The organism is Allobosea sp. LjRoot237 (assembly GCF_964253285.1).
Lineage (GTDB): Bacteria > Pseudomonadota > Alphaproteobacteria > Rhizobiales > Beijerinckiaceae > Allobosea.
In genome coordinates this window covers 620,114-644,972 of sequence record NZ_CAXUQP020000001.1, presented here as the reverse complement: position 1 = coordinate 644,972, position 24,859 = coordinate 620,114, and the positions used below count along the sequence as shown (strand labels likewise).

The 24,859-nt window shown below is 65.0% G+C and carries 23 protein-coding genes; 12 read left to right on the top strand and 11 right to left on the bottom strand.

The features are described from left to right. Positions 1-47: 47 nt before the first annotated feature. The 8 genes from ACSQ24_RS03015 to ACSQ24_RS02980 all read right to left on the bottom strand — a co-directional run bounded on the left by ACSQ24_RS03015 (position 48) and on the right by ACSQ24_RS02980 (position 6,889). Positions 48-779, bottom strand: coding sequence for an amino acid ABC transporter ATP-binding protein (locus tag ACSQ24_RS03015; protein WP_436093251.1), 732 nt, complete (start codon positions 777-779; stop codon positions 48-50). Next, positions 760-1,413, bottom strand: a complete 654-nt coding sequence (locus ACSQ24_RS03010; RefSeq protein WP_129156556.1) for an amino acid ABC transporter permease — start codon at positions 1,411-1,413, stop codon at positions 760-762. The genes ACSQ24_RS03015 and ACSQ24_RS03010 overlap by 20 nt, the downstream gene beginning before the upstream one ends. Continuing rightward, positions 1,413-2,114, bottom strand: coding sequence for an amino acid ABC transporter permease (locus ACSQ24_RS03005; protein ID WP_436093250.1), 702 nt, complete (start codon positions 2,112-2,114; stop codon positions 1,413-1,415). Before ACSQ24_RS03005 ends, ACSQ24_RS03010 begins: the two co-directional genes overlap by 1 nt. A 65-nt stretch (positions 2,115-2,179) precedes the next feature. Beyond that, positions 2,180-2,983 (bottom strand): transporter substrate-binding domain-containing protein, encoded by an 804-nt coding sequence (locus ACSQ24_RS03000; protein ID WP_436093249.1) that lies wholly within the window; start codon positions 2,981-2,983, stop codon positions 2,180-2,182. Between the two features lie 74 nt (positions 2,984-3,057). Further along, a complete protein-coding gene (locus ACSQ24_RS02995) occupies positions 3,058-4,038 on the bottom strand; it encodes a 2-hydroxyacid dehydrogenase (protein WP_436093248.1) in 981 nt (326 codons plus the stop codon). Between the two features lie 39 nt (positions 4,039-4,077). Continuing rightward, positions 4,078-5,277 carry a mandelate racemase/muconate lactonizing enzyme family protein gene (locus tag ACSQ24_RS02990; protein WP_436093247.1) on the bottom strand — a complete coding sequence of 400 codons (1,200 nt, stop codon included), beginning with the start codon at positions 5,275-5,277 and terminating at the stop codon, positions 4,078-4,080. 86 nt (positions 5,278-5,363) lie between these two features. After that, entirely contained in the window at positions 5,364-6,128 is a 765-nt protein-coding gene (locus tag ACSQ24_RS02985; protein WP_436093246.1) for an SDR family oxidoreductase, read from the bottom strand. Positions 6,129-6,130: 2 nt separating this feature from the next. Continuing rightward, positions 6,131-6,889, bottom strand: coding sequence for a FadR/GntR family transcriptional regulator (locus tag ACSQ24_RS02980; protein WP_436093245.1), 759 nt, complete (start codon positions 6,887-6,889; stop codon positions 6,131-6,133). A gap of 136 nt (positions 6,890-7,025) precedes the next feature. On the opposite strand from ACSQ24_RS02980, the gene ACSQ24_RS02975 reads away from it, so the two are divergent. The 9 genes from ACSQ24_RS02975 to ACSQ24_RS02935 all read left to right on the top strand — a co-directional run bounded on the left by ACSQ24_RS02975 (position 7,026) and on the right by ACSQ24_RS02935 (position 17,109). After that, positions 7,026-8,045: a DctP family TRAP transporter solute-binding subunit gene (locus ACSQ24_RS02975; protein ID WP_436093244.1), complete on the top strand. Its 1,020-nt coding sequence runs from the start codon at positions 7,026-7,028 to the stop codon at positions 8,043-8,045. A 97-nt stretch (positions 8,046-8,142) separates the two neighbouring features. Next, complete coding sequence (locus ACSQ24_RS02970) at positions 8,143-9,156, top strand: TRAP transporter substrate-binding protein (protein ID WP_436093243.1); 1,014 nt, start codon at positions 8,143-8,145, stop codon at positions 9,154-9,156. A gap of 92 nt (positions 9,157-9,248) precedes the next feature. Further along, positions 9,249-9,827, top strand: a complete 579-nt coding sequence (locus ACSQ24_RS02965; protein ID WP_436093242.1) for a TRAP transporter small permease — start codon at positions 9,249-9,251, stop codon at positions 9,825-9,827. Beyond that, positions 9,824-11,104, top strand: a complete 1,281-nt coding sequence (locus ACSQ24_RS02960) for a TRAP transporter large permease (RefSeq protein WP_436093241.1) — start codon at positions 9,824-9,826, stop codon at positions 11,102-11,104. Before ACSQ24_RS02965 ends, ACSQ24_RS02960 begins: the two co-directional genes overlap by 4 nt. A 423-nt stretch (positions 11,105-11,527) precedes the next feature. Then, positions 11,528-12,604: a LacI family DNA-binding transcriptional regulator gene (locus ACSQ24_RS02955; RefSeq protein ID WP_436093240.1), complete on the top strand. Its 1,077-nt coding sequence runs from the start codon at positions 11,528-11,530 to the stop codon at positions 12,602-12,604. A 51-nt stretch (positions 12,605-12,655) separates the two neighbouring features. Next, complete coding sequence (locus tag ACSQ24_RS02950; protein WP_436093239.1) at positions 12,656-13,939, top strand: ABC transporter substrate-binding protein; 1,284 nt, start codon at positions 12,656-12,658, stop codon at positions 13,937-13,939. A gap of 13 nt (positions 13,940-13,952) precedes the next feature. Next, positions 13,953-14,897: a carbohydrate ABC transporter permease gene (locus tag ACSQ24_RS02945; RefSeq protein WP_436093238.1), complete on the top strand. Its 945-nt coding sequence runs from the start codon at positions 13,953-13,955 to the stop codon at positions 14,895-14,897. Positions 14,898-14,907: 10 nt separating this feature from the next. Next, entirely contained in the window at positions 14,908-15,753 is an 846-nt protein-coding gene (locus tag ACSQ24_RS02940) for a carbohydrate ABC transporter permease (protein ID WP_436093237.1), read from the top strand. Positions 15,754-15,810: 57 nt separating this feature from the next. Continuing rightward, positions 15,811-17,109 carry an alpha-glucosidase/alpha-galactosidase gene (locus tag ACSQ24_RS02935; protein ID WP_436093236.1) on the top strand — a complete coding sequence of 433 codons (1,299 nt, stop codon included), beginning with the start codon at positions 15,811-15,813 and terminating at the stop codon, positions 17,107-17,109. Between the two features lie 327 nt (positions 17,110-17,436). Here the strand turns inward: ACSQ24_RS02935 and ACSQ24_RS02930 are convergent, their stop codons facing one another. The 3 genes from ACSQ24_RS02930 to ACSQ24_RS02920 form a co-directional block, all read right to left on the bottom strand. After that, positions 17,437-18,534 carry an ABC transporter ATP-binding protein gene (locus tag ACSQ24_RS02930; RefSeq protein WP_436093235.1) on the bottom strand — a complete coding sequence of 366 codons (1,098 nt, stop codon included), beginning with the start codon at positions 18,532-18,534 and terminating at the stop codon, positions 17,437-17,439. 2 nt (positions 18,535-18,536) lie between these two features. Next, positions 18,537-20,255, bottom strand: a complete 1,719-nt coding sequence (locus tag ACSQ24_RS02925) for an ABC transporter permease (protein WP_436093234.1) — start codon at positions 20,253-20,255, stop codon at positions 18,537-18,539. 149 nt (positions 20,256-20,404) lie between these two features. Further along, positions 20,405-21,733: an ABC transporter substrate-binding protein gene (locus tag ACSQ24_RS02920; RefSeq protein WP_436093233.1), complete on the bottom strand. Its 1,329-nt coding sequence runs from the start codon at positions 21,731-21,733 to the stop codon at positions 20,405-20,407. 161 nt (positions 21,734-21,894) lie between these two features. Between ACSQ24_RS02920 and ACSQ24_RS02915 the strand changes: the two genes are divergently transcribed. The 3 genes from ACSQ24_RS02915 (at position 21,895) to phnD (ending at position 24,852) form a co-directional block, all read left to right on the top strand. Continuing rightward, positions 21,895-22,539: a DUF47 domain-containing protein gene (locus ACSQ24_RS02915; RefSeq protein WP_436093232.1), complete on the top strand. Its 645-nt coding sequence runs from the start codon at positions 21,895-21,897 to the stop codon at positions 22,537-22,539. A 15-nt stretch (positions 22,540-22,554) separates the two neighbouring features. Next, complete coding sequence (locus ACSQ24_RS02910) at positions 22,555-23,568, top strand: anion permease (protein WP_436093231.1); 1,014 nt, start codon at positions 22,555-22,557, stop codon at positions 23,566-23,568. Between the two features lie 234 nt (positions 23,569-23,802). Next, the gene (phnD, locus tag ACSQ24_RS02905) at positions 23,803-24,852 is read left to right on the top strand and encodes a phosphate/phosphite/phosphonate ABC transporter substrate-binding protein (RefSeq protein ID WP_436093230.1); all 1,050 of its coding nucleotides are present in this window, start codon (positions 23,803-23,805) and stop codon (positions 24,850-24,852) included. The last annotated feature ends 7 nt before the right edge of the window (positions 24,853-24,859 follow it).

The window sequence follows — 24,859 nt, the reverse complement described above, 5'->3', positions numbered from 1 at the left end:
CGTGCGCAGCCGCTCGTTAGCCTGGCGAGGCCAGATCCGCAGGCTATTCAGTGCTTGCCTGCACCGACGAAGTTGCGCAGCTCGGGCGTCTGCGGCTCGGCGAAGAGTTGCGCCGACCGGCCGCTCTCCCAGATCTTGCCCTGGTGCATGAACACCGTGGTGTTGGCGACGTTACGGGCGAAGTTCATCTCATGGGTGACGAGCAGCATGGTCATGCCGTCGCGCGCGAGCTTCTCCATCACCAGCAGCACTTCGCCGGTCAGCTCCGGATCGAGCGCGGAGGTGACCTCGTCGAAGAGCATGACTTTCGGCTTCATCGCCAGCGAGCGGGCGATCGCGACACGTTGCTGCTGGCCGCCGGAGAGATTGTCCGGATAGCTCTCGAACTTGTCGGAAAGTCCGACCTGGGCGAGCACGTCCTTCGCCAGCGCCAGGGCTTCCGCCTGCGGCACGTTCTTGGTGATGCGCGGCGAGAGCATGATGTTCTGCCCGACCGTCAGATGCGGGAAGAGATTGTAGCTCTGGAAGACGATGCCGACGTCCTTGCGCAGTTCGCGCAGCCGCTTTTGGTCCTGATCGACCGCATGGCCGGCGACTTCGATGCGCCCCGACTGGAAGGCCTCCAGTCCGTTGACGCAGCGCAGCAAGGTCGACTTGCCGGAGCCCGAGCGGCCGATGAGCGCGACGACCTGGCCGGGCTCGACGTCGAGTGAAACGCCTTTCAGGACCTCCAGCGAACCATAGCTCTTGTGGACGTCTTCAATGAGGACGGCTGGCATTCATCACCTTTTCGAGATGGCGGCTGAGCCGGGACAACGGGAAGCAGATGGCGAAGTAGATCGCCGCCACCAGCGTGAAGATCTGGAAGGGCTGGAAGGTCGCGTTGTTGACGAGCTGCCCGGCCCGTGACAGCTCGACGAAGCCGACCACCGAGACGATCGAGGTGTTCTTCACCAGCTGCACCAGGAAGCCGACGGTCGGCGGCAGCGAGATGCGGATCGCCTGGGGCAGGATCACATAGCGGTAGGTCTGCGCTGGCGAATGGGCCAGAGAGGCTGAGGCCTCCCATTGCTGGAACGGCACCGATTCGATCGAGCCGCGCCAGATCTCGGCGAGATAGGCCGAGACATAGATCGCGAGCGAGGCCGAGGCGGCGAAGAAGGGCGGCAGCTCGATGCCGAACAGCGACAGCCCGTAATAGCTCATGAACAACACCATGAGCACCGGGATCGACTGGATCACCAGGATGTAGCCGGCTGCGAAACGGCGCAGCAGCTTGATCCGCGACAGGCGCAGGATGGCAAGTACGCCGCCCATGAGACCGCCGATCAGGAAGGCGATTGCGGTCAGCAGCAGCGTCCAGCCCGCGGCGCGAAAGATGAAGAAGGCCTCGGGCCAACCGAAGGTCACCATCACGCAGCCTCCGCCCTGGCGTCGAGCCGGTCGAGGCTGGAGAGGCGCGGAAAGATCTGCCGGCCGAGCCAGAGGAGCGAGACCTTCAGACTGAGCGCCAGCGCCAGATAGATCAGCGTGACGACGATATAGGTCTCGAAGCTGCGGAAGGTGTTCTGCTCGATGATCGCCGCCGTGCCGGAAAGCTCGGGCACCGAGATGAAGGAACAGATCGAGGACGCCAGCAGCATCAGCACGAACTGGCTCGACAGCGCCGGCCAGACCCGCGCCAGCGCCGGCATCAGCACGACATACTGAAAGACCTGGCGCTTCGTCATGGCGAGCGACAGGCCGGCCTCGATCTGGGAGCGGTGAATCGAGTCGACGCCGGCGCGGATGATTTCGGTCGCGTAGGCGCCGAGGTTCAGCGTCATCGCGAGCAGCGCAGCTTCCGTGCCCGACATGCGGATGCCGATCAGCGGCAGCCCGAAGAACATCATGAAGAGCTGCACCAGGAAGGGTGTGTTGCGCATCAGCTCGACATAGGCGTCGACCAGCATGCCGACCCAGCGGCCGAACAGGCTCTTGGCGGCGACGAGCAGCACGGCGAGAGCAAGGCCCAGGACGATCGCGCCGAAAGACAGCCCGATCGTCAGGAGCACGCCATTGAAGATGCGATCCGCCTCGGCGAAGACCGCTTCGAACTGGAACTGATACTGCATGATCCCTTCCCTGCAGGTCGCACAAAGCCGGCGGAGGAATACTCCGCCGGCAGCTCAGGGACTGGTCAGAAGGTCGGCAGCTGCGGCAGCGGCGAGCCGACCCACTTCTCGGAAATGGCGTTCAACTCACCGCTCTGCTTGATGTAGTAGATCGTGTTGTTGAGCCATTGCTTCAGCTCGTAGGCATCCTTGCGGACGGTCATCGAGTTGGGCTGCATGCCGAAGAAGAACTTCAGCTCCGTCTCGGTCTCGCCACGCGCCTTGATTGCGGCGTTGGCCTGCGCATCGGGGCCGGCGATCGCCTCGACCTGGCCGGAGAACAGCGCCTGCATGGTAGTGGCGTCGTCCTCGAAGCGCAGGATGGTGAGGTTGAGTTCCTTCTCGCGATTGGTGAACTCGCGCTCGACGCTGGAGCCGCGATTGACGCCGACCTTGCGGCCCTTGAGGTCGGCCCAGTCTTTGATCGCCGTGCCCTTCTTGGCGTAGATGCCGGTCTGGAAGGCGCTGTAGGGGATGGTGAACATCACGGCCTTGGCACGCTCGGGCGTCGGCGCCAGTGTCGCGATTAGGAAATCGACCTTGCCCGCCTCGAGCGCCGGAATGCGCGAAGGCGGCGTGAGCGGCACGATCTCGACGGGCACGGCCAGATACTTTCCGACGAGTGCCGTGACATCGGCATCGTAGCCGATCGCGTTGCCCTGCGCGTCGACGGAGCCATAGGGCGGAGCCCCGATGAGGACGCCGATCTTGACCTTGCCGCGCTTGACGATCTCGCTGACCGTCTGGGCCGATCCTTGGCTTGCAGTCAGCATGCCGGCGCCGAGCGCCAGCAGCGTGCCGGCGATCCTGAGATGCTTGAAGAACTTCATTGGACGTTTCCCTGGTTGGCGGCTTGCCCGCCTTCGTTGTTTCCGGCTTCGTGCGGCCGGCTGCTGGAGAGGGTTCAGGCCAGTGCGGCCCTGACGAGATTGACCAGCGGCTCGCCCGCCGCGCTGCGCCGGATGTTGTCGGCCATGGTCTGCTGGCGACGCCGGATCGTGCCGCTGGTCCAGCCGGACATGTGCGGCGTCATCATGATGTTCGGCAGTTCGTGGAACGGCAATTCCGACGGTTGCGGATTGGCGTTCGCCGGGCCTGGATAGCGATACCAGGTGTCGATCACCGCGCCGCCGATGCGGTTCTCCTTCAGTGCTGCATAGAGCGCCGCCTCGTCGATCGTCGGCCCACGCCCGACATTGAAGATCACGGCGTCGCGCCGCATCGCCGAGAGGGCTGTGGCATCGACCAATCCTGTGGTCTCGGCCGTCAACGGCACCGAAACCACGATCGCGTCGCAACTGCCCCAGAAGTCCGCCAGCCGGTCGAGAGTGAAGCTGGCGTCGACCAGCTCGGACGTTTCGACCAGGCTACGGTTGGCGACGTGGACCCGCATCTCGAAGGCCTTGGCGCGTTTGGCGATCGCCTTGCCGATATGGCCGAAGCCGAGCAGGCCGATCGTCTTGCCGGCGATCTCGCCATGGACACGATCGGGCGCGCCGGCCCAATAGGCCCAGTCGCCTTGGCGCAGGCGCCGGTCGGCATCAGCCAGGGGAATCTCCCGTGCGAGCAGCGCGCTCATGACGTATTCCGCGATCGCCTGCTCATGGCCGAAGCAATTGCAGAGATTGGCCGAGGCGGGCAGCAGATCGAGATCGACCGCATCGTAGCCGGCGCCGGGCACGTGGAAGAGCTTCAGCCGCGACGGCTGCGGCAGGTCGGCGCCGAACCTCACGCCGATGATCGCATCGGCCTGTGCATAGGCTTGCCGGTCGGTGTCCGAGGCCAGCGTGTCCGGCAGTATCGCGACGTCCGCGCCCGAACCGACGAGATCGGCGAAGCCCGAGCTGAACGAGGCGGCGTTCTCGCCATGGAAGATGATGCGCATGGGGATATCGATGCTTTCAGGAGCCGTGCCGGGTCCGCCTCACAGCGTCGATCTGCGCACGCTGAGGTCGGAGCGCTCATAGACCGCGGGCAAGAGGTCGATGCCGAGGCCCGGCGCTTCGGTCGGATAGACGTAGCCGCCCTCGATCTTCGGCATCTCGGTGACGAGCTCGAGATACCAGCCGCGATAGAAGGCCCGCACCGACTCCTGGATCAGCGTATTGGGCTGGCTGAACGAGGCATGGATCGCCGCGACGAAGCCGACCGGGCCGATGCAGTCATGCGGCGCGAACGGCCGGTGATAGGTATCGGCCATCGCCGCGATCTTGCGGCCTTCGGTCAGGCCGCCGGTCCAGCAGAGATCGGCCATGACGATGTGCATGGCATCCCGGTCGAGCATGTCCTTGTAAGGGAAGCGCGAGCCCAGCGTCTCGCTGGCGCAGACCGAGACTGTGGTCGAGCGCGCATATTCGGCGAGCGCCTGCGGCGAGTTCATCCGGATCGGATCCTCGTACCAGGTTGGGCTGTAGGGCTCGAGCGCGCGGGCGATCTTGATTGCGGTCGGCAGGTTCCAGAGCGAGTGGAACTCGACCATGATCTCCATCTTGTCGCCGACGGCCTTGCGGATCTTCTCGAAGGGCTCGATCGCCTTCTTCATCTGCGCCGGCGTGATGTGGACGCCCTGGTTCTCGATCGCCGGGGGGTCGAACGGCCAGATCTTCATCGCCGTGATGCCGCTTTCGAGCAGGCTTTCGGCCACGGCGTCGGCACGCGTCATGAAGCCGTCGAGGTCCTCATAGGGGCCCTCATTCTCGTCCAGGCTCCAGTTCGAGACCGGCTTGATATTGCTGGAACGAACATATTTCGTGCCGGCGCAGGTGTTGTAGATGCGCTGCTTGTCGCGACAGAGGCCGCCCAGCATCTGGTGCACCGGCTGGCCGCAGACCTTGCCGAACAGGTCCCAGAGCGCGATGTCGACTGCCGAGGTTGCGCGCGATTCTGCACCGGTCGAGGACTGCGCCATCGGCAGGTTGGTCATTTCCCTGTGCAGGGCCTCGATATGCAGCGGGTTCTTGCCGAGCAGGCGCCCGGCGAGCGTATCGTGCAGATGTGCCTCGACTGCGGCCGCCCCGTAGAAGGTCTCGCCCAGGCCGATGATGCCGGCATCGGTGTGGACGCGCACCCACAGCACGTTGCCGAACTCCTCGGCGCGAAGCGTCTCGATGGCGGTGATCTTCATGTCGGGTGGTCCTGGCTGGCCTCGATGGAGGCGATTGAACTGATCGGCGATCGCTGGAAGGACGCAGCGTGCAACCGGCGGAAAGGTCAGAGAACCGAGATCATGCCGCCGTCGACATAGATGATCTGGCCGCTGACATAGTCGGAGGCCGCCGAGGCGAGGTAGACGCAGGTGCCGGCGAGTTCGTCCGGCCTGCCCCAGCGCCGGGCCGGCGTGCGGCCCTTCACCCAGGCATCGAAGGTCGGGTTGTCGATCAGCGCCTGGTTCATGTCGGTCAACATGTAGCCGGGGCCGATCGCGTTGGCCTGGATGCCGAGCTCGCCCCATTCGGCCGCCATCGCCTTGGTCAGCATCTTGATGCCGCCTTTCGCCACCGTGTAGGGCGCGACGGTGGCGCGGGCGAGTTCGCTGGTCAGAGAGCCGATATTGATGACCTTGCCGCGGCCGCGTCTGGCCATACGCCGGGCGGCCTCGCGACCGGTTACGAAGGCGCTGGTCAGGTTGGTGTCGATCACGCGGCGCCAGTCGGCCGTTTCCAGCTCCAGCATCGGCTTGCGGAACTGAATCCCGGCATTGTTCACGAGGATGTCGACCTCGACGCCTTCGGCATCGAGCGCCTCGAACGCGGCGATGACGGCCGCCTCATCGGTCACGTCGAAGCGCAGGCCGCGCGCGTTGTGCCCGGCTGCCGTCAGCGCAGCGACTGCCTCGTCGAGCCGGCCCTTGTCGGCGCCGTTGAGGATGATCGCAGCTCCCGCGTCGGCGAGCCCTTCGGCCATGGCCCGGCCGAGCCCGCGCGACGAGCCGGTCACGAGCGCGGTGCGCCCGGAAAGATCGAACAGGTGATTCACGTTCAGCGCTCCTGGGTCGCCGTCGCCTGAAGCGCGGGGTGGATCGGCTTCGGCCCGCCTGCGGTGACCTGCGCGGCGTAGCGGCGATAGGATTCGCCGATATGCTTGCGCATCGCCTCCCCTGCCCCTGCCGGATCGCGTGCGCGGATGCGGTCGAGGATTGCGGCGTGATCGGCGCGGCGGATCGCGATGTTCGAGACTTCGCCGCGGTCCTTGGCGCGCATGCTCTGGATCGAGTTGAGCAGCGGGCTCGAGACGAACTGCAGCACGTTCAGGAAGAGCGGATTGTGCGCGGCCGCGGCGATGGCGAGGTGCAGGGCAAGATCGTGCTGAGAGCTCTCTTCGCCGATGTCGTCCGCAGCATTTAGCGCGGCATCGGCCGCCTCCATTCGCGCCAGATCCTCAGGCGCGTGGCGCAGGGAAGCGAGCTGCGCCGCCTCGACCTCGAGCCCGAGGCGGAATTCGAGAAACTGCAGGATTGACTGCTCGGACACTTCGATCTCGGCTCGTCGCAGGCGCAGCGAATCCTGCTGATTGACGAACAAGCCAAGGCCGCGCCGGCTTTCGACGATGCCGTCGGCGCGCAGATAGGCGATCGCCTCGCGCACCACAGGCCGGCTGACGCCGAGCTGGCGCGCCAGCTCGGTCTCGGAAGGCAGGCGTGCGCCCGGCTGCAGCGCCCCGGTCTTGATCGATTTCGCCAGGGCGGCGGCGGCGTCGTTGGCGAGGTTGGGTCTGGATCCGATCGATGACAGCTGCATGGACGTTTCCCGTTCGTCCCTCATGTTGTCATGCTGTCAGTTGTTTGACAACCTGACATGAGCGGCGTTATTGAGAATTTATCGGCGCCCGCCAGCAGAGCGAGGACAGGAGCGCCCAATCAACGGGGAGGTTGCCATGCTCCAGCAAACGCGTCGGACGATGCTTGCCGGTCTCGCTGCCGGAGTGGCGCTGACCGCGATCCATGTCGCGCCGGCCGCGGCCCAGGCGACGAAAACCGCCAAGCTCGGACACTCCTTCGCCGACTCGCACCCGCGCGCCGCAGCCATGCGTCGCTTCGCCGAAGAGGTCGCCAAGACGACTGGTGGCAGCGTCAAGGTCGAGGTCTTCGGCAATGCTGCGCTCGGTTCGGAAGAGAAGATGCTGATCGCCACGCAGGCGGGCACGATCGACTTCTACATGGGTGCGCTCTCGCCGATCGCAGCGCGCAAGAAAGAGCTCCAGATCTTCGATTTCCCCTTCCTGTTCGCGAGCGATGCGGAGGCTGCGGCGGTGCTCGACGGACCGGCCGGCCAACGCCTGCTCGACAGCCTCGCCGACATGAACATCCACGGCCTGGCCTGGTCGGGCGGTGCCTTCCGCAACCTGTCGAACAGCAAGCGTCCGATAAATTCGCTCGCCGACATGAAGGGGCTGAAGGTTCGCGTCATGCAGAGCCCTATGGCGCTGGCGAGCTTCAACGCCATGGGCATGAACGCCGTGCCGATGGCCTTCACCGAGGTCTATACGGCGCTGGAGACCAAGGCGCTCGACGGCTACGAGCACCCCTTCGTCGACATGTATGCCAACAAGATGTTCGAGGTGCAGAAGCACCTGACGGTCACCAACCACGTCTACACGCCGGTCGCGCTGGTCGTGTCGAAGAAGTTCTGGGCCTCGCTGAACCCGCAGCAGCAAGCAGCCGTCCAGGCCGCGGCGGAAACGACGCGCGCCTTCCAGCGTGAGGTCGAGCTTCGCGAGGCTGGCGAGGTACTGAACGAGCTCAAGGCCAAGGGCATGGTGGCGGTCGAGATGCCGCCGGCCGAGCTCGATGCGATCCGCAAGGCGATCCAGCCCGTGATCGAGAAGAACACCGAGGTGATCGGCGCCGCCTTCGTCAGCGACTTCTACGCCGAGATCAAGAAGCAGCGAAAATGAACTCCGCCACCTCGCGGTGGAAAAACCTTGCAGGTCCATTGAACCCGCAGGGGCTCAAATGGCAAACCCCCGCCTAATCGATTAGGAGACGAGAGCCGTGACCCAATTCCGTCCGACACGCTTTGCTTTCATCGCGACCTTGACCGCAGCGCTGCTGGGCTCGGTCAGCGCCATGGCCGAGGTCAAGGCCAAGATCGGCCATGCCATGCCCGACACCCATCCGCAGGCGACGGCGGTCAGCAAGTTCGCCGAGCTTGCCGGCACCTACACCAAGGGCAATGTGAAGGTGCAGGCCTTCCACTCCGCCATGCTCGGCAGCGACGAGAAGCAGCTCCAGGCGGTCCAGGCTGGCACGCAGGAATTCTACATCGGCACGCTGGCGCCGCTCTCGACCCGTGTGAAGGAAGTGCAGGTCTGGGACCTGCCCTTCCTGTTCCAGAACGAGAAGGAGGTCTACGCCGTGCTCGACGGCGCCTCGGTGAAGAAGATCTTCGACAAGATCGAGCCGAGCGGACTGGTGGGCCTGACCTGGACCGGCATGGGCTTCCGCAACCTCTCGAACAGCCGCCGCCCGGTGAAGACGGCTGAAGACGTTTCCGGCCTCAAGCTGCGCGTGATGGCCAATCCGGTCGCACTCGACACCTGGAAGTCGATCGGCGCCAACGCCGTGCCGATGGCGTTCTCCGAGGTGTTCACCGCGCTCGAAGTGAAGGCCCTCGACGGGCAGGAGAACCCCCTGCTGCACATGTGGTCGAACAAGATGCAGGAGGTGCAGAAGTACATCTCCATCACCAACCACGTCTACACGCCGGTCGCGCTGGTCGCCTCGAAGAAGTTCTGGGACACGCTCTCGGCCGATGACAAGGCCGGCATCCAGAAGGCCGCGACCGAGGCCGGCCTGCTCCAGCGCAAGCTGCTCGACGAGGGTGATCGCGACGTCATCGGCAAGTTCAAGGAAGCCGGCGTGTCGGTCAACGAGGTGTCGGCGGACGACCTGCGCAAGGTCCAGGACAAGGTCAAATCGGTCGTCGAGAAGTTCAAGGGACAGATCGGCGACGAGTTCGTGACCGGCTTCGTGGCCGAGATCGAAAAGGCGCGCGCCGCCAAGTAAAGGCACGCGCAGCAGCGGCTGGCCTTGCGCCGGCCGCCCGTCCCGGCCCGGCTTGAGGCCGGAACCCTCACATATTGCCGGCGAGGTGACTGATGAGCAGCCTGCTCAAGACCGCGGTCGACGGGTTCTACCGCATCATCGAGATCATTCTCGTGCTCTGCATGACCGTGATGCTGATCATGGTCTTCGGCAATGTGGTCCTGCGGCTGTTCTTCAACACCGGCATCGACCTGTCGGAGGAAATCCCGCGCTTCGCCTTCGTCTGGATGACCTTCCTCGGCGGCATCATCGGTCTGCATCGGCGCAGCCATCTCGGCGTCGACATGGTCGTCCAGGCGCTGCCGGTGCTCGGCCGCAAGATCTGCTGGGCGATCAGCCAGGTCATCATGCTGATCTGCTCGCTGTTCATCTTCTATGGCACCTGGCTGCAGCACGACATCATCGCCGGCAACGCCTCGCCGGTCGCCCAGATCAGCATGCTCTGGGTCTATGGCGTGAGCTACGTCACCGGGGCCGCGATCGCGCTGATCTGCCTGTCGAACCTCATTCGCCTCGCGCGGGGCGAAGTCGCCGATGACGAGCTGATCGATGTCCACGAGGAGGGGCTGGCGGAAGGCCTCGAGGCCGAGCGCGATATGAAGGCGCACATGGCTGGAGGAGCCAAGCCATGATCGTTTTCGTCTTCATCGCGTCGCTGCTGGGCCTGATGGCGCTCGGCATGCCCGTGGCCTTCGCCCTGATCGGCTGCGGCCTCGCCATGATGCTCTACATGGGCATCTCCGATCCGCAGATCATCATCCAGAACATGTGGGACGGCGCCAACAGCTTCCCGCTGCTCGCCGTGCCCTTCTTCATGCTGGCCGGCGAGTTGATGAATGCCGGCGGCATGACCCGCCGGATCATCACGATGGCGATGGCCTGGATCGGCCATATCCGCGGCGGCCTCGGCTACGTCGCCGTCATCGCTGCGGTGATCATGGCCTCGCTTTCGGGTTCGGCAGTGGCCGACACCGCGGCGCTGGCCTCGGTGCTGATCCCGCTGATGCGGACCGCCGGGTACGACATCAACCGCTCCTGCGGCCTCATTGCCTGCGGTGGCATCATCGCGCCGGTGATCCCGCCCTCGATCGGCATGATCATCTTCGGCGTCACCGGCGGCGTCTCGATCACCAAGCTCTTCATCGCCGGCATCGTGCCGGGCATCATGATGGGCGTGGCGATCATGCTGGCCTGGCGCTGGAGCATCACGCGCGACAACCCGCGCGTCGAGCCCAAGCGCAGCATGCGCGAACGGCTGGCCGAGACCCGCAACGCGCTGTGGGCGCTGGTCCTGCCGGTGGTCATCATCGGCGGCCTCAAATTCGGCCTGTTCACCCCGACCGAGGCCGCGGTCATCGCCGCCGCCTATTCGCTCTTCGTCGGCGTCGTGATCTATCGCGAGATCAAGATCACCGACCTGTTCGGCCTGATGTATCGCGCCGCCGAAACCACGGCCGTCATCATGTTCCTGGTCGCCGCCGCCGGGGTCTCGGCCTGGCTGATCACGACGGCCAACATCCCGCAGCAGCTCGCCGAGATGGTGGAGCCCTTCATGGGCAACAAGATGCTGCTGACGGCCATACTGATGCTGCTGGTCCTCATCGTCGGCACGGCGCTCGATTTCACCCCGACGGTCCTGATCATGACACCTGTCCTGATGCCGGTGATCAAGCAGGCCGGCATCGATCCCGTCTATTTCGGCGTGCTGTTCATCATGAACAATGCGATCGGCCTGGTGACCCCGCCGGTCGGGACCGTGCTCAACGTCGTCTGCGGCGTAGCGAAAGTGCCGATGACCGGCGTGATCAAAGGCGTCCTGCCCTTCATGGTCGCCCAGATCACCGTGCTCGTACTGCTCGTGGTTTTCCCGCAGATCGTGATGTGGCCGCTTCAGATGATGTCGCGCTGAGGTCTCGATCAGCGGATTTGCGATCCGCTTCGGGATACGAGGCCTCCGCCTGCGACCGGCTCGACCTCCGATTAGCCGAGAGTTGCATCGGTTCTCGGCGGGTCAATCAAGAGGGTCCGCTTCCAGGCACCTTCAGCATGGTCGCCAGAATGCTGTCCGGAACCACATCTGTTGGATGGCCAAAAGCGGCTAGGTGACAGCCGGATCGCTGCCTGTCACCTATTTTCAGACAGCTGCTCGATCGCGGCTATAGCGCCTTTCGGCTGACCGCAAACGCCGAGCAAGGTGGCCGAGCGGCACGCCCGGAAACTCTCCGCAAAATGGGAAAGGCCTACACCACCGGCCTTGACAGACTGGCGATCCGGCATTTAGCCTCGACCTAAATCGTGTTAGACAACATTATTAGGGACGGAGATGGCCTTGGTGAAGCGCGTGCTTCCGCTCAAGCGAACCAGCAGCCGCGCCACCAGCGCCGAGGTCGCGAAGCTCGCCGGCGTCTCGCGCACCACTGTCTCGCTCGTTCTCAATGATCGCGGCGGCGAACTCGGCATCTCGGCCGAGACACGGGCGCGTGTCGCCGATGCAGCCGCCCGTCTGAGCTATCAGCCGAGCCATGCCGCGCGCTCGCTGAGGCGTTGGCGCACCAACGTCATCGCGCTGCTGCTCTATACGCTGGACAGCTTCTACAACGCCGAGATCATCGGCGCCGCCCATGCGGCTGCCCTCGAGCGTGGCTACTCGCTGAACATCATGTCGGCGAAGTTCGACGAGGTGCAGCGGCGGGCCTATGCGCTGCTCTCCGGCGGCGTCGCCGATGGCGTGATCGTCGCTGCTCCCCCCGCCGACCTCGCCGCCGACCTGAAGAAGCTCGCCGACAACGGCATGCCGATCGTGGTGATGCAGCACCACAGCCCCGATCCGGCGATCCAGGCGGTGCGCGTCGATCTGGAGCGGGGCGGCTACGTCGCGACCCGGCACCTGCTCGACCTCGGCCATCGCCGCATCGCCCATATCGGCAGCGCCTCGCAGCGCCTGCTGAAGCGCCGCGAGCGCTCGGATGGCTATGCGCAGGCGCTGCAGGAAGCTGGCATCGCCGCCGACCCGCATCTGATCGCGATGGCCGAGCCAAGCCTCGCCGGCGGTTTCTCGGCAATGGAAGAGCTGCTGGCACAGGACGAGCGTCCGAGCGCCGTCTTCGTCTACAGCGACCAGATGGCGGTTGGCGCGCTGCACGCGCTGCGCAAGCACGGCGTGCGGGTGCCTGAGGACATGGCGGTCGTCGGCTTCGACGGCATCGCGCTCGGCGGCTTCGTCACGCCGGAACTGACCACGGTCGACTATTCCCGCGCCGACATCGGCCGGCTCGCCGTCGAGGCGGTGATCGGCCGGCTGGAAGGCGAGGCCGAGCCGGCGCCACGCGAGCAGGTGCTGCCGGTGCGCCTGCTGGTGCGCGAATCCTGCGGCGGCACTCGCGCCGCTATCAGCCGGGAAGGAGCCTGAAAGAGCCCACCGCATTCCAACGATAAAAAAGACCAAAGGGAGATCGAAACCATGACGACCATCACCAAGCGCAATTTCGTCAAAACCGGGCTGTGCGCCGGTATCGGCGCGGGGGCCGGCATGTACTGGGGCGCAGCCAGCGCCCAGAAGGCCGCCTCGCTGAGCATGACCTCCTGGGGCTCCCCTGCCGAGGTCGCCGCCTTCAACGCCCTGATCGAGCGATACAAGACCCGCAATCCCAACGTCGCCATCAAGCTGGAGTTCGTTCCGAGCGGCCAGTATTACCAGCAGCTCGACACCCGCTTCGCCGGCAAGCAGGCGCCGGACATCTTCCGCGCCCAGTATCAGCGGATCGGGCGCTACGGGCAGAGCGGCGCGGCGATCGACCTGTCGCAGTATCTCGATGCCGGGTTCGGCCAGGACTTCCTGCCCTCGGTCTGGCGCGCCTCGACCATCAAGGGCAAGCCTCACGCCCTGCCGCATCACACCGACACCTTCGCGCTGTTCTACAACGCCGAGATCTTCGAGAAGCTCGGCATCGAAGCACCCCGGAGCCTCGACAAGAGCTGGACATGGCAGGAGTTCATCGGCGCCGCGAAGCTGGCGAAGGAGAAGGCCGGGCTGAACTACGCCTTCGCGATGAACTGGCAGAACTCCAACGCCTATCGCTGGCTGATGTATCTCTACCAGCATGGCGGCCAGCTGCTCGACAACGAGCTCAAGGGTCCGCAGATCAATACGAAGGAGGCGGCCGAGACCGTCGCCTGGACCCAGAGCTGGTTCAAGGATGGGCTCGTTCCGCCCAACACCTCGCTGAAGAGCTCCGAGCCGGTACAGAACCTGTTCGCCACCGGCAAGATCGCCATGCTGCTGCACGGCGACTGGCAGATCCCGTTCATCCAGGACCAGGCCAAGTTCAAATGGGGCGTCACCTATCTGCCGCGCGACGTCGCGATGGCGGCCGATCTCGGCGGCAATGCCCTGGCGGTCTCGCGTGACAGCAGGAGCCCAGACGTCGCGGCCGACTTCGTCAAGTTCATGGTCGCGGAGGAGGCGATGCGCGAGTTCGTCACCAAGGCGCAGTTCCTGCCGGTGCGCAAATCGCTGAAGGAGAAGGGCCTCGTCTATGACATCCGCAACGAGGAGATGAAGGTCTTCCTCGAGCAGTCGGCGACCGTCCCGGAGCATCTCGTCAGCACCATCGTCCTGCCGACCTGGGACCGCTTCAACGCCAAGCTGGCCGACGAGCTCGAGCTCGCCTTCACCTCCGGCCAGTCGCCCACCGCGACCGTCGCGAACATCGAGAAGCACGTGCGCTCCACGCTGTTGGTCTGACGGCATGGCAACGATGGCGATCGCAGAAAACCTGAGAGGGCCGGCCGCCGCCCGGCCCTCGGCGGCGGACGCCCGGCGCTATTGGCTGCAAGCCAAGCGCAACCAGCTGACGCCCTACATGTTCATCGCCCCGAACATGGCGCTGTTCTCAGTCTTCGTCTTCTTCCCGCTGCTCTACGCGCTCTACATCAGCCTGCGGGAATGGAGCCTGATCGACACGCCGCGCTATATCGGGTTGGAGAACTACACCCGGCTCGCGAATGACGCGCTGTTCTGGCAGTCGCTGAGCAATACGGCGGTCTACTCTATCGCAACGGTTCCGATGAGCCTTGCTATCGGCCTGCTGTTGGCGGTCGCTCTCAACCGCGACCTTCTCGGCCGCACCATCCTGCGCAGCGTCTTCTTCCTGCCGGTCGTGATCTCCAACGTGGCGACGGCAGTGATCGCGGCCTGGCTCTTCAACGACAATTACGGCGTCATCAACACGCTGTTGCAGCAAGTCGGCCTCGGTCCTGTCGCCTGGCTGTCCTCGCCGCGCTGGGCGCTGTTCTCCCTGATCGTCACCTCGCTCTGGGTCCGGGTCGGTTTTTGCATGGTGGTCTATCTCGCGGCGCTGCAGTCGATCTCGCCGACCTATTACGACGCCGCGCAGATGGACGGTGCCAGCCGCTGGCAGCAGTTCCGCTTCGTCACCTGGCCGCTGCTGCGTCCGGCCACCTTCCTCCTGCTGATCCTGGGCGTGATCCACTCCTTCCAGGTCTTCGACCTGATTTATGTGATGACCGGCGGCGGCCCCGGTTTCTCGACGACGATGATCGTCCAGTACATCTACCAGGCGGCCTTCGTCGGCGCGGAGATGGGCTATGCCAGCGCCATGGGCATCGTGCTCTTCGTCGTGGTCCTGCTCTTCACACTGGTGCAGTGGCGGGTGAACCGACGCGTCGAGGACGTCGCATGAGGGCCCCGACATGATCGCAGGAACCAACCGCAGCGCCCTGAAGGGGCGCCTTGAGACCACGAGCATCTGGCTCCTGCTGGTGGCGGGCGCCGGGATCATGTTCTTCCCGGTCTACTGGATGTTCGCGACTGCGGTGCGGCCGAAGGACGAGGTCTTCAGCGGCGCCGCCGGCCTGATCCCGTCGAGCTTCGTCTGGCAGAATTTCTCCGACGCGATCGGGCGCGTGCCGTTCCTGAGCTGGGCTGCGAACTCGCTGATCATCACCGTGGTCGCGGTCGTGATCACCGTGACGATCAACCTGCTCTGCGGCTACGCCTTCGCCAAATTCCGCTTCGCCGGCCGCGACATCCTCTTCCTCGCGGTGCTGTCGGCGCTGATGATTCCGTTCCAGGTCATCATCGTACCGCTCTTCCTGGTGGTCTCCGAGCTCGGCCTGCTCAGCGACTACTGGGGCGTGATCCTGCCGCGCGCCGCCGAGGCCTTCGGCATCTTCATGGTTCGCCAGTTCATGGTCTCGATCCCCGACGAACTGTTGGAGGCGGCGCGCATCGACGGCGCCAGCGAGCTGAAGATCTTCTTCAAGATCGTCGTGCCGCTGTCGAAGCCGATCATTGCCGTGCTGGTGATCTTCACCTTCATGTGGCGCTGGAACGACTTCGCCCTGCCGCTGGTCGTGATGATGAAGCACGAGATGTACACCGTGCAGCTCGGCCTCAACCTGCTGCGCGGCCAGTTCAACACCGAATGGACGATGATCATGGCGATCGCGCTGCTCTCGCTGGTGCCGATGCTGATCATCTTCACCTTCTTCCAGCGTTATTTCGTCCAGGGCATCTCCGGCTCGGGCCTCAAGTGACCGGGCCGCGCGGGAGCGCGGACCAACCAGTATCGACGTTTCGAAAGGGAAAGACCGGTGGTCAAGATTGCCATGATGGGCGCGGGCAGCGCTGTCTTCGTCAAGAACCTGCTGACCGACATCCTGAACTTCACTGAGCTCGGGCGCGTGGTGATCTCGCTGCACGACATCGATCCCGAGCGACTCGAGACCGGCGGCATGATGGCGCGCTGGACCGCCAAGCAGTTCGGCGCCGATGCGGTGATCGAGGAGCATCTCGACCGCCGGCGCGCGCTCGAGGGCTGCGACTTCGTCATCAACATGGTCCAGATCGGCATGCACGAGGCGACGCTGCTCGACTTCGACATACCCCGGAAATACGGGTTGAAGCAGACGATAGCCGACACCGTCGGCATCGGCGGCATCTTCCGGGGACTGCGCACCATCCCCTTCATGCTCGACCTCGTCGCCGACATGCGCGAGCTCTGCCCGAACGCCGTCCTGCTGAACTACACCAACCCGATGAGCATCCTGACCTGGGCGGTCTACAAGGCCTATCCCGAGCAGCGCGTCGTCGGCCTTTGCCACAATGTCCAGCACACGGCGCGCGACCTTGCGAGCTATCTTGGGGTCGAGCAGTCGCGGCTGAGCTATGACTGCGCCGGCATCAACCACATGACCTGGTTCCTCAAGCTCCAGATCGACGGCAAGGACGCCTATCCGGCGCTCCGCCAGGCGATGGCGGATCCCGAGATCTACGCCAAGGACAAGGTTCGCTTCGAGCTGATGCGGACGCTCGGCTGGTTCGTCAGCGAATCCAGCGAGCACAATGCCGAGTATACTCCGTATTTCCTGCGCCGCGACGACCAGATCGCCGAATACGACGTGCCGGTCGACGAATATGTCCGGCGCAGCGTCCGCAATCTCGGCCGCTATGCCGAGACGCGCCGCAAGCTTCTCGCGGGCGAGGCCTTTCCGCTGGAGCGCAGCGACGAGTACGGCTCGCTGATCATCCGGGCCATGGTCACCGGCGAGCCGACGGTGATCTACGGCAATGTCGAGAACACCAGGCTGATCGACAACCTGCCCGAAGGCTGCTGCGTCGAGGTGCCGGTCATCGTCGATCGCAACGGCCTGCGCCCCTGCCATGCCGGCACATTGCCGCCTGAGCTGGCAGCGCATTGCGCACCTCATGTCTTCGTCCAGGACCTGACGGTGCGCGCCGCGCTCGACGGCGACCGCGAGCGCGTCCACCGGGCCGCGGCGCTCGACCGCCATGCGGCGAGCGTGCTGTCGCTGCAGGAGACGAGGCGCATGGTCGACGAGCTCATCGCCGCTCATGGCGACGCCCTGCCGAAGTGGAAGGACGTGGCCTGAGCTTCGCAGGCTGCGTCCGCAGAAGCATCGAGCTCGTGGCGATCACCAGCTGCAACGCCAGCCTCGACGGCATCTGCTCTGGCCCGTGTCGTCGGCGATGAAACCGGGCGTGCCTATCGGCGCGGTGACGCGCTCGCGCAGCGCCGTGAATTGATGAATGCCTGGGGAGAATTGTTGGAAGGCCGAGCTGGTGAGTAAGGTTTCAAAATCAGTGAAGGTTCACGGGCAGCCCCTCAGAGATCCGCAAACGCGTATCGCGGACTTGCCCTCTCTGGCTCTATCGCATTCCGGATCTTGCTCGCTTGGCGCCTGGAATGAAGTTCTACGTCATACCGAGAGCCAGTGAAGCGACCGGGGCCAAAGTTTCAACCAGCCGCTGCTGCCGATCTCAAAGAGATATTTCCCGGACTGGAACGGCACGTCGATTGCGACTTCTGTGGCGCCAATGCGGGCGCCGTAACGGATGCTCGCACCGAGGAATTCGCGGTTCGCGATGATGCAGGGCAATGAAAGCGCTCCGTCCTGAGGTCCGGCCTGATCAGTGAGGGTCGCATGTTGGGGGCGGAAAACGAGCGCCGCGCCATCGGGAATGCGGTCATCCTCGGGGATTGGAAACCTGGTGCCGCCGTCGATCTCGAAGTAACGCTCCGCTCCACTGCCGACGATGCGGCCTTTCAGGATGTTGGCCGTGCCGAGGAAGCCGGCGACGAAGAGGTTGGCGGGCCGCTCATAGAGCTCCATCGGCGTGCCGACCTGCTGGACGATGCCGTCGTTCATCACGGCGATGCGGTCGCAGATCGTGTTCGCCTCTTCCTGGTCGTGAGTGACGAAGATCGTGGTCAGGCCGAGCCGCTGCTGCAGGTCGCGCAGCTCGCGGCGGACCTGGACGCGCATCTTGGCGTCGAGATTGGAGAGCGGCTCGTCGAGCAGCAGGACCTTGGGCTCGATCGCGACGGTGCGCGCCACCGCGACACGTTGCTGCTGCCCGCCAGAAAGCTGCGAGGGCCGCCGATCGGCGAGATGGGCGAGGCCGACGAGGCCGAGCGCCGTCTCGACGCGCCGCTCGACTTCGGCGCGCTTCACGCCGCGCTCCTCCAGCCCGAAGGCGACGTTGCGGCGCACCGTCATATGCGGCCAGAGCGCATAGGACTGGAAGACCATGCCGACATCGCGCTTCCAGGGCGGCAGATCGGTGATGTCCCTGCCGCCGATCCGGACATGGCCGGTATCGGCCTGGTTGAAGCCGGCGATCAGGCGCAGCAGCGTAGTCTTGCCGCAGCCGGAGGGTCCGAGGAAGGCGAAGAACTCGCCCGGCTCGATCGCGAGATTGACGTCCTTGAGCACATGGTTGGTGCCATAGGACAGGTTGACGCCTGCGATGTCGACGGACACCGCCGGCGTGGTCAGGGATAAGGGTGCGTTCATGGTCAGTGGCCCAGTCCTTTGGCCTTCTGGCTGCGTTCGATGATGAGATGGGAAAGGAAGGTGCAGGCGGCGACGAGGATGACCGCGACGACGCCGAGCGCCGCGCCGGGCCCGCGGCCGGCCGCCGACTGCATGAAGACGTAGAGCCCGTAGGCCAACGGCGCATCGGAGTTCGATTGCACCAGCATCAGCGTCGCCGAGAGCTCGACCGCCGCCGTCGAGAACGAGGTGACGAAGCCGGCGAGGATGCCGCCGGCCATCAAGGGCACGACGATGCGGCGCACGGTGCGCGACTTGGTGGCGCCGAGGTTTTCCGCCGCTTCCTCGAGCGAGACCGAGATCTGCTGGAGCGCCGCATAACAGGCCCGCAGCGCATAGGGCAGGCGCCGGATGGCCAGCGCCAGCACGATGGTGATCCAGAGCGAGGCCAGGGGCGTGCCGTCCGGCAGGGTGACGCCGTAGAAGGTCCTGAGGTACCCGATGCCGAGCACGACGCCGGGGATGGCGAGCGCCGCCGAAGCCATCCAGTCGAGCCATTCGCGGCCGATCAGCTTGGTGCGCAGCACGAGATAGGCGATGGCGACGCCGAGCACGATGTCGATGCCGCCGGCGAGGCTGGCATAGATCAGCGTGTTCTTGATGTAGACCGAGCTCTCGCCGAAGACGCGGCCGTAATGGGCGAGCGTATAGGCGTCGGGCAGCGGCGAGAACGACCAGATCGTGGCGAAGGAGAGCAGCAGCAGGGCGAGATGCGGCGCCAGCACCAGTGCCAGGATCAGGATGACGACGCCATAGCCGAGCACGGCCTCCCATGGCGTCATCACCCGCTTCGCGAGACCGCCGCCGCCGCGCTGGGTGGTGGCATAATCACGCCCCTTCAGGGCTCGCGCCGACAGCCACATGGCGGCGACCGAGGCGACGATCAGCACGACGGAGATGACGTAGCCCATCGGATCGGCGATGCCGATCGAGGTGACGCGCAGATAGGCCTGCGGCGCCAGCATGTCCTTGACGTTGAGCAGCAGCGGCGTTGCGAGATCGTCGAAGACCTTGACGAAGACCAGCGAGGCGCCGGCCAGATAGCCCGGCATGGCGAGCGGGAAGACGATACGCCGAAACAGCCGGAAGCCCGACGAGCCGAGATTCTGCGCCGCCTCCTCCATCGCCCGATCGACATTGCGCAGCGCCGCCGAGAGGTTGATCAGGATGAAGGGGAAATAGTGGATCGACTGGACGAAGATGACGCCGTTCAGCCCCTCCATGAAGTCGATCTTGAAGCCGAACCAGTCGTCGAGCAGCAGGTTGACCGAGCCGTTGCGGCCGAAGAAGAGCTGCATCGCCACCGCGCCGACGAAGGGCGGCATGATCAGCGGCAGGAAGCCGAGCGTCTGGACCAATGCCGCGCCGCGGAAGACGAAGCGCGTGGTCAGGTAGGCCAGCGGCAGGGCGAAGACCGAGGCCCAGACCACTGACATCGCCGAGACGTAGAAGGAGTTCCACAGCGAGCGCATGAACAGCTCGGTGCGGAAGAAATCGTAGAAATTGACCAGCGTGAAGGTCGAGGTGCCCTTCTCGGTGAAGGCGACGTAGATCACCGTCGCCACCGGCAGCACCAGGAACATCAGCAGGAAGGCGGCGATGGCGAGCGCCAGCGCGATCTGGCCGGGCGTGGCCGAAAAAGCCTTACGGCGAGACGGCGCCTTGGCAGGGATGGCGGTCATGATGGTCCTGATCGTCGGCCGAAGGGCGGGGGCGTCATCCCGGCCGCAGCGAAACGGAGCGCCGGGATCCATTGTAGAGCACGGCGCCCTTCGATGGATCCCGGATCGGCGCGACTACGTCGCTTGTCCGGGATGACGAAGAGCGAGGGCTACTTCGCCACCTTCAGCGCTTCTTCCGCCTTGGCCTTGGCCTTGGCGTAGTTGTCGCGGGCGAAGCTCGCCCACTGGCTCTCGATCTCGGCCTGGCGGGCGCCCTTCTCCTTGGCGCCGGTGAAGGCGCCGCGCAGCTCTGGGCTCGCGGCCTGCGCCTCGGTCACCGGCAATGCGGCGACCAGTGCGCGGGCTTCGTCGGCGAGCGCCTTGGCCTGCGGGTTCGGCTTCTTGGCGAGTGCCGCGTCGACCTCGTGCAGGGTCTTGGTCACGCCCTTCAGCGCATCGAGTTGGAAGGAGATCAGCTGGTCGAACAGCGTGTCGACCACGGCGGTGCGGGCTTCGGACTTGTCGACGTCGAAGCCGATCATCTTCTGGAAGCGCGGATCGGTGAAGGGGTTGGGATAGTCGGCTCCGGCCTTGGCATAGACAGCCGGATTGACCGGCAGGCGGCGGATGCCGGGCTCGAGCAGAACCTCCTGGCCGACCGGCGAGAGCAGAAACTCGATGAAGGCCTCGGCGGCGGCCTTGTTCGGCGGGTTGGCGATGATGCCGACATTGGCCGGCACGACGGTGGTCACGGTCGGGTAGACGAACTTGACCGGGAAGCCCGAGGCCTGCGCCGAAAAAGCGAAGAAGTCGATGACGATGCCGACGCCGACCTGGCCGGAATTGACCGCCTCCGGCACGCCGAAGGAGCGATCGGTGATCGACCGGAAATTGCCAGCCATCTCCTTGAGGGTGCGCCAGCCCTTCTCCCAGCCCTCGCCCTGCAGGATGGTCTCGACGGTCAGGTGCGTGGTGCCGGAGCGGGCGGGCGAGGCGATCGAGACATGATCGTAGAACACCGGCCTGGCGAGGTCCTGCCAGTCCTTCGGCTCGGGCAGCTTGTTGGCCTTGGCATAGCGGTCGTTCCACATGATGCCGTAGCCCGAGGCCGCAAAGCCGAAATAGAAGCCCTGCGGGTCGTTGATCGGATAGGATCCGATCTTCTCGGGAATGCCGGTCGCCTTGGGCTTGTACTGCGTCAGCAGCTTCTTGCCCTTCAGCACCTCGAAGGCGTCCGGCGCCGAGGCCCAGAACAGGTCGACCTGGTTGTTGGCCTTGGTCTCCTCGACATATTTGACGCCGGCATTGGTATTGCGGTTCTGGACTTCCAGCGTCACGCCCGGCACGGCCTTCTCGAAGGCCTTCTTGATCGGGTCGGTGACGTCCTTGGAGAACGAGGTGACGACCGTGACCTTGCCCGATGGTGCCTGCGCCTGAGCGGCCGTCGCGGCCAAAGCGAGCCCCAGCACCGAGACGAGCGCGATCCTGCGTGTAAACATTCAGTCCTCCCTTGATCGTTCTTCACCCGCCGACGTCGAGGCCCGCGGAGGGCAAGGCCGGGAATCCGGATTGCCGTCGTCGCAAAACTGTCACAGAAGGCACAAGCGTGTCATCCCCGCTCCTTGCTGCGGACTGACGAGGTTGGTGAGAGGCCGTTCCGATGCTGGGCTGGTTCCAGAAGCTGCTGCCGAAGGAAGACAAGTTCTTCGTGCTGTTCGAGCGTCATGCGCAGACGCTGAAGGCTGGAGCGCTCGCACTCGACGGCGTGCTCAGCGGGGCGAGGCCGATCGAGGCCGGCTGCGCCGAGATCTTCGCCGAGGAGAACCGTGCCGACGCCATCGCCGGCGAGGTCATGCTCGAGGTCGGCCGCACCTTCATCACGCCCTTCGACCGCGGCGACATCGAGGAATTGATCGGCTCGATGGACGACGCCATCGACCAGATGCAGAAGACCGCCAAGGCGATCCGGCTCTTTGAGGTCGAGAGCTTTGCCCCCAGCATGCAGGAGCTCGGCAAGACCATCGTCGCCGCTTCGCTGAAGGTCGGCGAGTTGCTCCCGATGCTGCGCGACATCAAGAAGCATGCGGTCGGCATCGGCGCGCTCGCCAAGGAGATCGGCGCGATCGAGGAGCGCTCGGACGAGCTCTATGATCGCGGCCTGAAGGAGCTGTTCAAGGCGCACCGCGGCACCGATGCGATGGGCTTCATCGTCGGAGCGGAGGTTTACGACCATCTCGAAAAGGTCGTCGACCGCTTCGAGGATGTCGCCAAGCGCGTCAGCCGCATCGTCCTCGAACATCTCTGAAAAGCGCGCAGCGCCGTGGATCTCGCCAGCTTCGCCCCTGCCCTCATCTTCCTGATCGCCGTCGCGCTGCTGTTCGACTTCCTCAACGGCCTGCACGACGCTGCCAACTCGATCGCGACCATCGTCTCGACCCGGGTGCTGGCGCCGCAATGGGCGGTGTTCTGGGCCGCTTTCTTCAACTTCATCGCCTTCCTGTTCTTCGGCCTGCACGTCGCCCAGACGGTCGGCTCCGGCATCATCCAGGCGGCGATCGTCGATGACCGCGTGATCTTCGGGGCGCTCACCGGCGCGATCGTCTGGAATGTCGTGACCTGGATCGCCGGCATCCCGTCGAGCTCGTCACATGCTTTGATCGGCGGACTGGTCGGCGCAGGCCTGTCCAAGGTCGGCCTCTCGTCGATCGTCTGGTGGGGGCTCGGCAAGACCTTCATCGCGATCTTCATGTCCCCGGCGATCGGCTTCGCCCTGGCCCTGCTGCTGGCGCTGATCGTCTCCTGGACCTTCCTGCGGCTCGCACCGATCAAGGTCGATTCGACCTTCCGCCTCCTGCAGTTCGTCTCGGCCTCGCTCTATTCGCTCGGCCATGGCGCCAATGACGCGCAGAAGACGATGGGCATCATCGCCGTGCTCCTGTTCTCGCACGGCATGATGGGCGAGACCTTCTCGGTGCCGTTCTGGGTGGTGATCTCCTGTCAGGCGGCGATGGCGCTCGGCACGCTCTGTGGCGGCTGGCGCATCGTCCACACCATGGGCTCGAAGATCACGCGGCTCTCGCCGCAGCAGGGCTTCTGCGCCGAGACGGGCGGCGCGATCACCCTGTTCATGGCGACCTATCTCGGCGTTCCCGTCTCCACCACGCACACCATCACCGGCGCGATCATCGGCGTCGGCGCGGCAAGGCGGGTCACGGCGGTGCGCTGGGGCGTCGCGCGCGGCATCGTCTTCGCCTGGATCGTCACCATGCCGATGGCGGGCCTGATCTCGGCATTGGCCTATTTTGTCTCCGGCCTGTTCCTGACCGGGCGCTGACCAGCTCTTCAGCCGAGCAGTGGCAGCGCGTAAGCTATCGTTCGGTCCGAACGCGCCGCGAATTCATCGCGAGAGGTCGCTGGTCCAGCGCGGCTAGGGAGTGGCAGACAGCCGCGGGATGCAAGGCCACTATAGTCGTAAAACGATGGCGTCTCGCTTGGCTGGAATATGACGATTTTGTGTCACATACTATAGCCGGCTCATAACGAAGATCGACCGGGAGAGACGCCGCCAATGACCAAGACGCTGACTTGCCTGTCCGCCACGACCTCGCTGCTCCTTAGCCTCGGGCTCGCCGGCGCGGCACAGGCACAGGACGCCTGCCCCAATCGCGGCCAGCTCGACACGATGTATTGCGACGGCAACAAGGACCTCGTCGCCGACGTGCCGACCGAGGCCTCGAGGCAGAAGGACCCGTCAGCGCTGGTCTGGGCCTATACGCCGGTCGAGGACCCCGCCGTCTACGCCAACATCTTCAAGCCGCTGACCGACCATCTCGCCGCCTGCACCGGCAAGCGCATCGTCTATTATCCCGTGCAGTCGAACTCGGCCGAGATCGAGGCGATGCGCTCGGGCCGCCTGCATTTCGCCGGCTTCTCGACCGGCCCGACCGGCTTTGCCGTCAACCTCGCCGGCGCGATCCCCTTCGCAGCCAAGGGCTCGGCCGCCGGCGTGCGGGGCTACAACCTCGTCGCCGTCGTCAAGGCCTCGAGCCCCTATCAGAAGCTCGCCGACCTCAAGGGCAAGAAGGTCGCCCACACCTCGCCCTCGTCCAACTCCGGCAATCTGGCGCCACGCGTGCTCTTCCCCGAGCTCGGGCTCGAAGCCGACAAGGACTACAAGCCGCTGATGTCCGGCGGCCACGACAAGTCGATTCTCGGCGTGGTCTCGGGCGACTACGACATGGGTGCGGTCGCCGGCGACGTCTACGAGCGCATGATCGTGCGCGGCACGATCAAGAAGGAGGATACCCGCGAGATCTATCGCAGCGCGATCTTCCCGACCTCCTCCTTCGCCTATGCCCACGACCTCAAGCCCGAGCTCGCCAGGAAGCTGACCGACTGCTTTTTCTCCTTCCGCTTCACCCCGGAGATGACCAAGGAGTTCAACGGCGACGACCGCTTCCTGCCGATCACCTACCAGAAGGACTGGGCGGTCGTGCGTGATGTCGCCGAGAAATCGGGCACGCCCTACAACAAGTCGGCCTATGACGCCGAGGCCAGACGCGAGGCCGAAGCCGCCGCGAAGAAGGCGCAGCAGCCGGCACCGGCCAAGGCTCCCTGACGCGAAG

Excerpts from the sequence above, each read along its gene's own strand:
- ACSQ24_RS03015 (WP_436093251.1), bottom strand. The coding sequence starts at position 779 with ATGCCAGCCGTCCTCATTGAAGACGTCCACAAGAGCTATGGTTCGCTG.
- ACSQ24_RS03010 (WP_129156556.1), bottom strand. The coding sequence starts at position 1,413 with ATGGTGACCTTCGGTTGGCCCGAGGCCTTCTTCATCTTTCGCGCCGCG.
- ACSQ24_RS03005 (WP_436093250.1), bottom strand. The coding sequence starts at position 2,114 with ATGCAGTATCAGTTCCAGTTCGAAGCGGTCTTCGCCGAGGCGGATCGC.
- ACSQ24_RS03000 (WP_436093249.1), bottom strand. The coding sequence starts at position 2,983 with ATGAAGTTCTTCAAGCATCTCAGGATCGCCGGCACGCTGCTGGCGCTC.
- ACSQ24_RS02995 (WP_436093248.1), bottom strand. The coding sequence starts at position 4,038 with ATGCGCATCATCTTCCATGGCGAGAACGCCGCCTCGTTCAGCTCGGGC.
- ACSQ24_RS02990 (WP_436093247.1), bottom strand. The coding sequence starts at position 5,277 with ATGAAGATCACCGCCATCGAGACGCTTCGCGCCGAGGAGTTCGGCAAC.
- ACSQ24_RS02980 (WP_436093245.1), bottom strand. The coding sequence starts at position 6,889 with ATGCAGCTGTCATCGATCGGATCCAGACCCAACCTCGCCAACGACGCC.
- ACSQ24_RS02975 (WP_436093244.1), top strand. The coding sequence starts at position 7,026 with ATGCTCCAGCAAACGCGTCGGACGATGCTTGCCGGTCTCGCTGCCGGA.
- ACSQ24_RS02965 (WP_436093242.1), top strand. The coding sequence starts at position 9,249 with ATGAGCAGCCTGCTCAAGACCGCGGTCGACGGGTTCTACCGCATCATC.
- ACSQ24_RS02960 (WP_436093241.1), top strand. The coding sequence starts at position 9,824 with ATGATCGTTTTCGTCTTCATCGCGTCGCTGCTGGGCCTGATGGCGCTC.
- ACSQ24_RS02950 (WP_436093239.1), top strand. The coding sequence starts at position 12,656 with ATGACGACCATCACCAAGCGCAATTTCGTCAAAACCGGGCTGTGCGCC.
- ACSQ24_RS02945 (WP_436093238.1), top strand. The coding sequence starts at position 13,953 with ATGGCGATCGCAGAAAACCTGAGAGGGCCGGCCGCCGCCCGGCCCTCG.
- ACSQ24_RS02940 (WP_436093237.1), top strand. The coding sequence starts at position 14,908 with ATGATCGCAGGAACCAACCGCAGCGCCCTGAAGGGGCGCCTTGAGACC.
- ACSQ24_RS02930 (WP_436093235.1), bottom strand. The coding sequence starts at position 18,534 with ATGAACGCACCCTTATCCCTGACCACGCCGGCGGTGTCCGTCGACATC.
- ACSQ24_RS02925 (WP_436093234.1), bottom strand. The coding sequence starts at position 20,255 with ATGACCGCCATCCCTGCCAAGGCGCCGTCTCGCCGTAAGGCTTTTTCG.
- ACSQ24_RS02920 (WP_436093233.1), bottom strand. The coding sequence starts at position 21,733 with ATGTTTACACGCAGGATCGCGCTCGTCTCGGTGCTGGGGCTCGCTTTG.
- ACSQ24_RS02915 (WP_436093232.1), top strand. The coding sequence starts at position 21,895 with ATGCTGGGCTGGTTCCAGAAGCTGCTGCCGAAGGAAGACAAGTTCTTC.
- phnD (WP_436093230.1), top strand. The coding sequence starts at position 23,803 with ATGACCAAGACGCTGACTTGCCTGTCCGCCACGACCTCGCTGCTCCTT.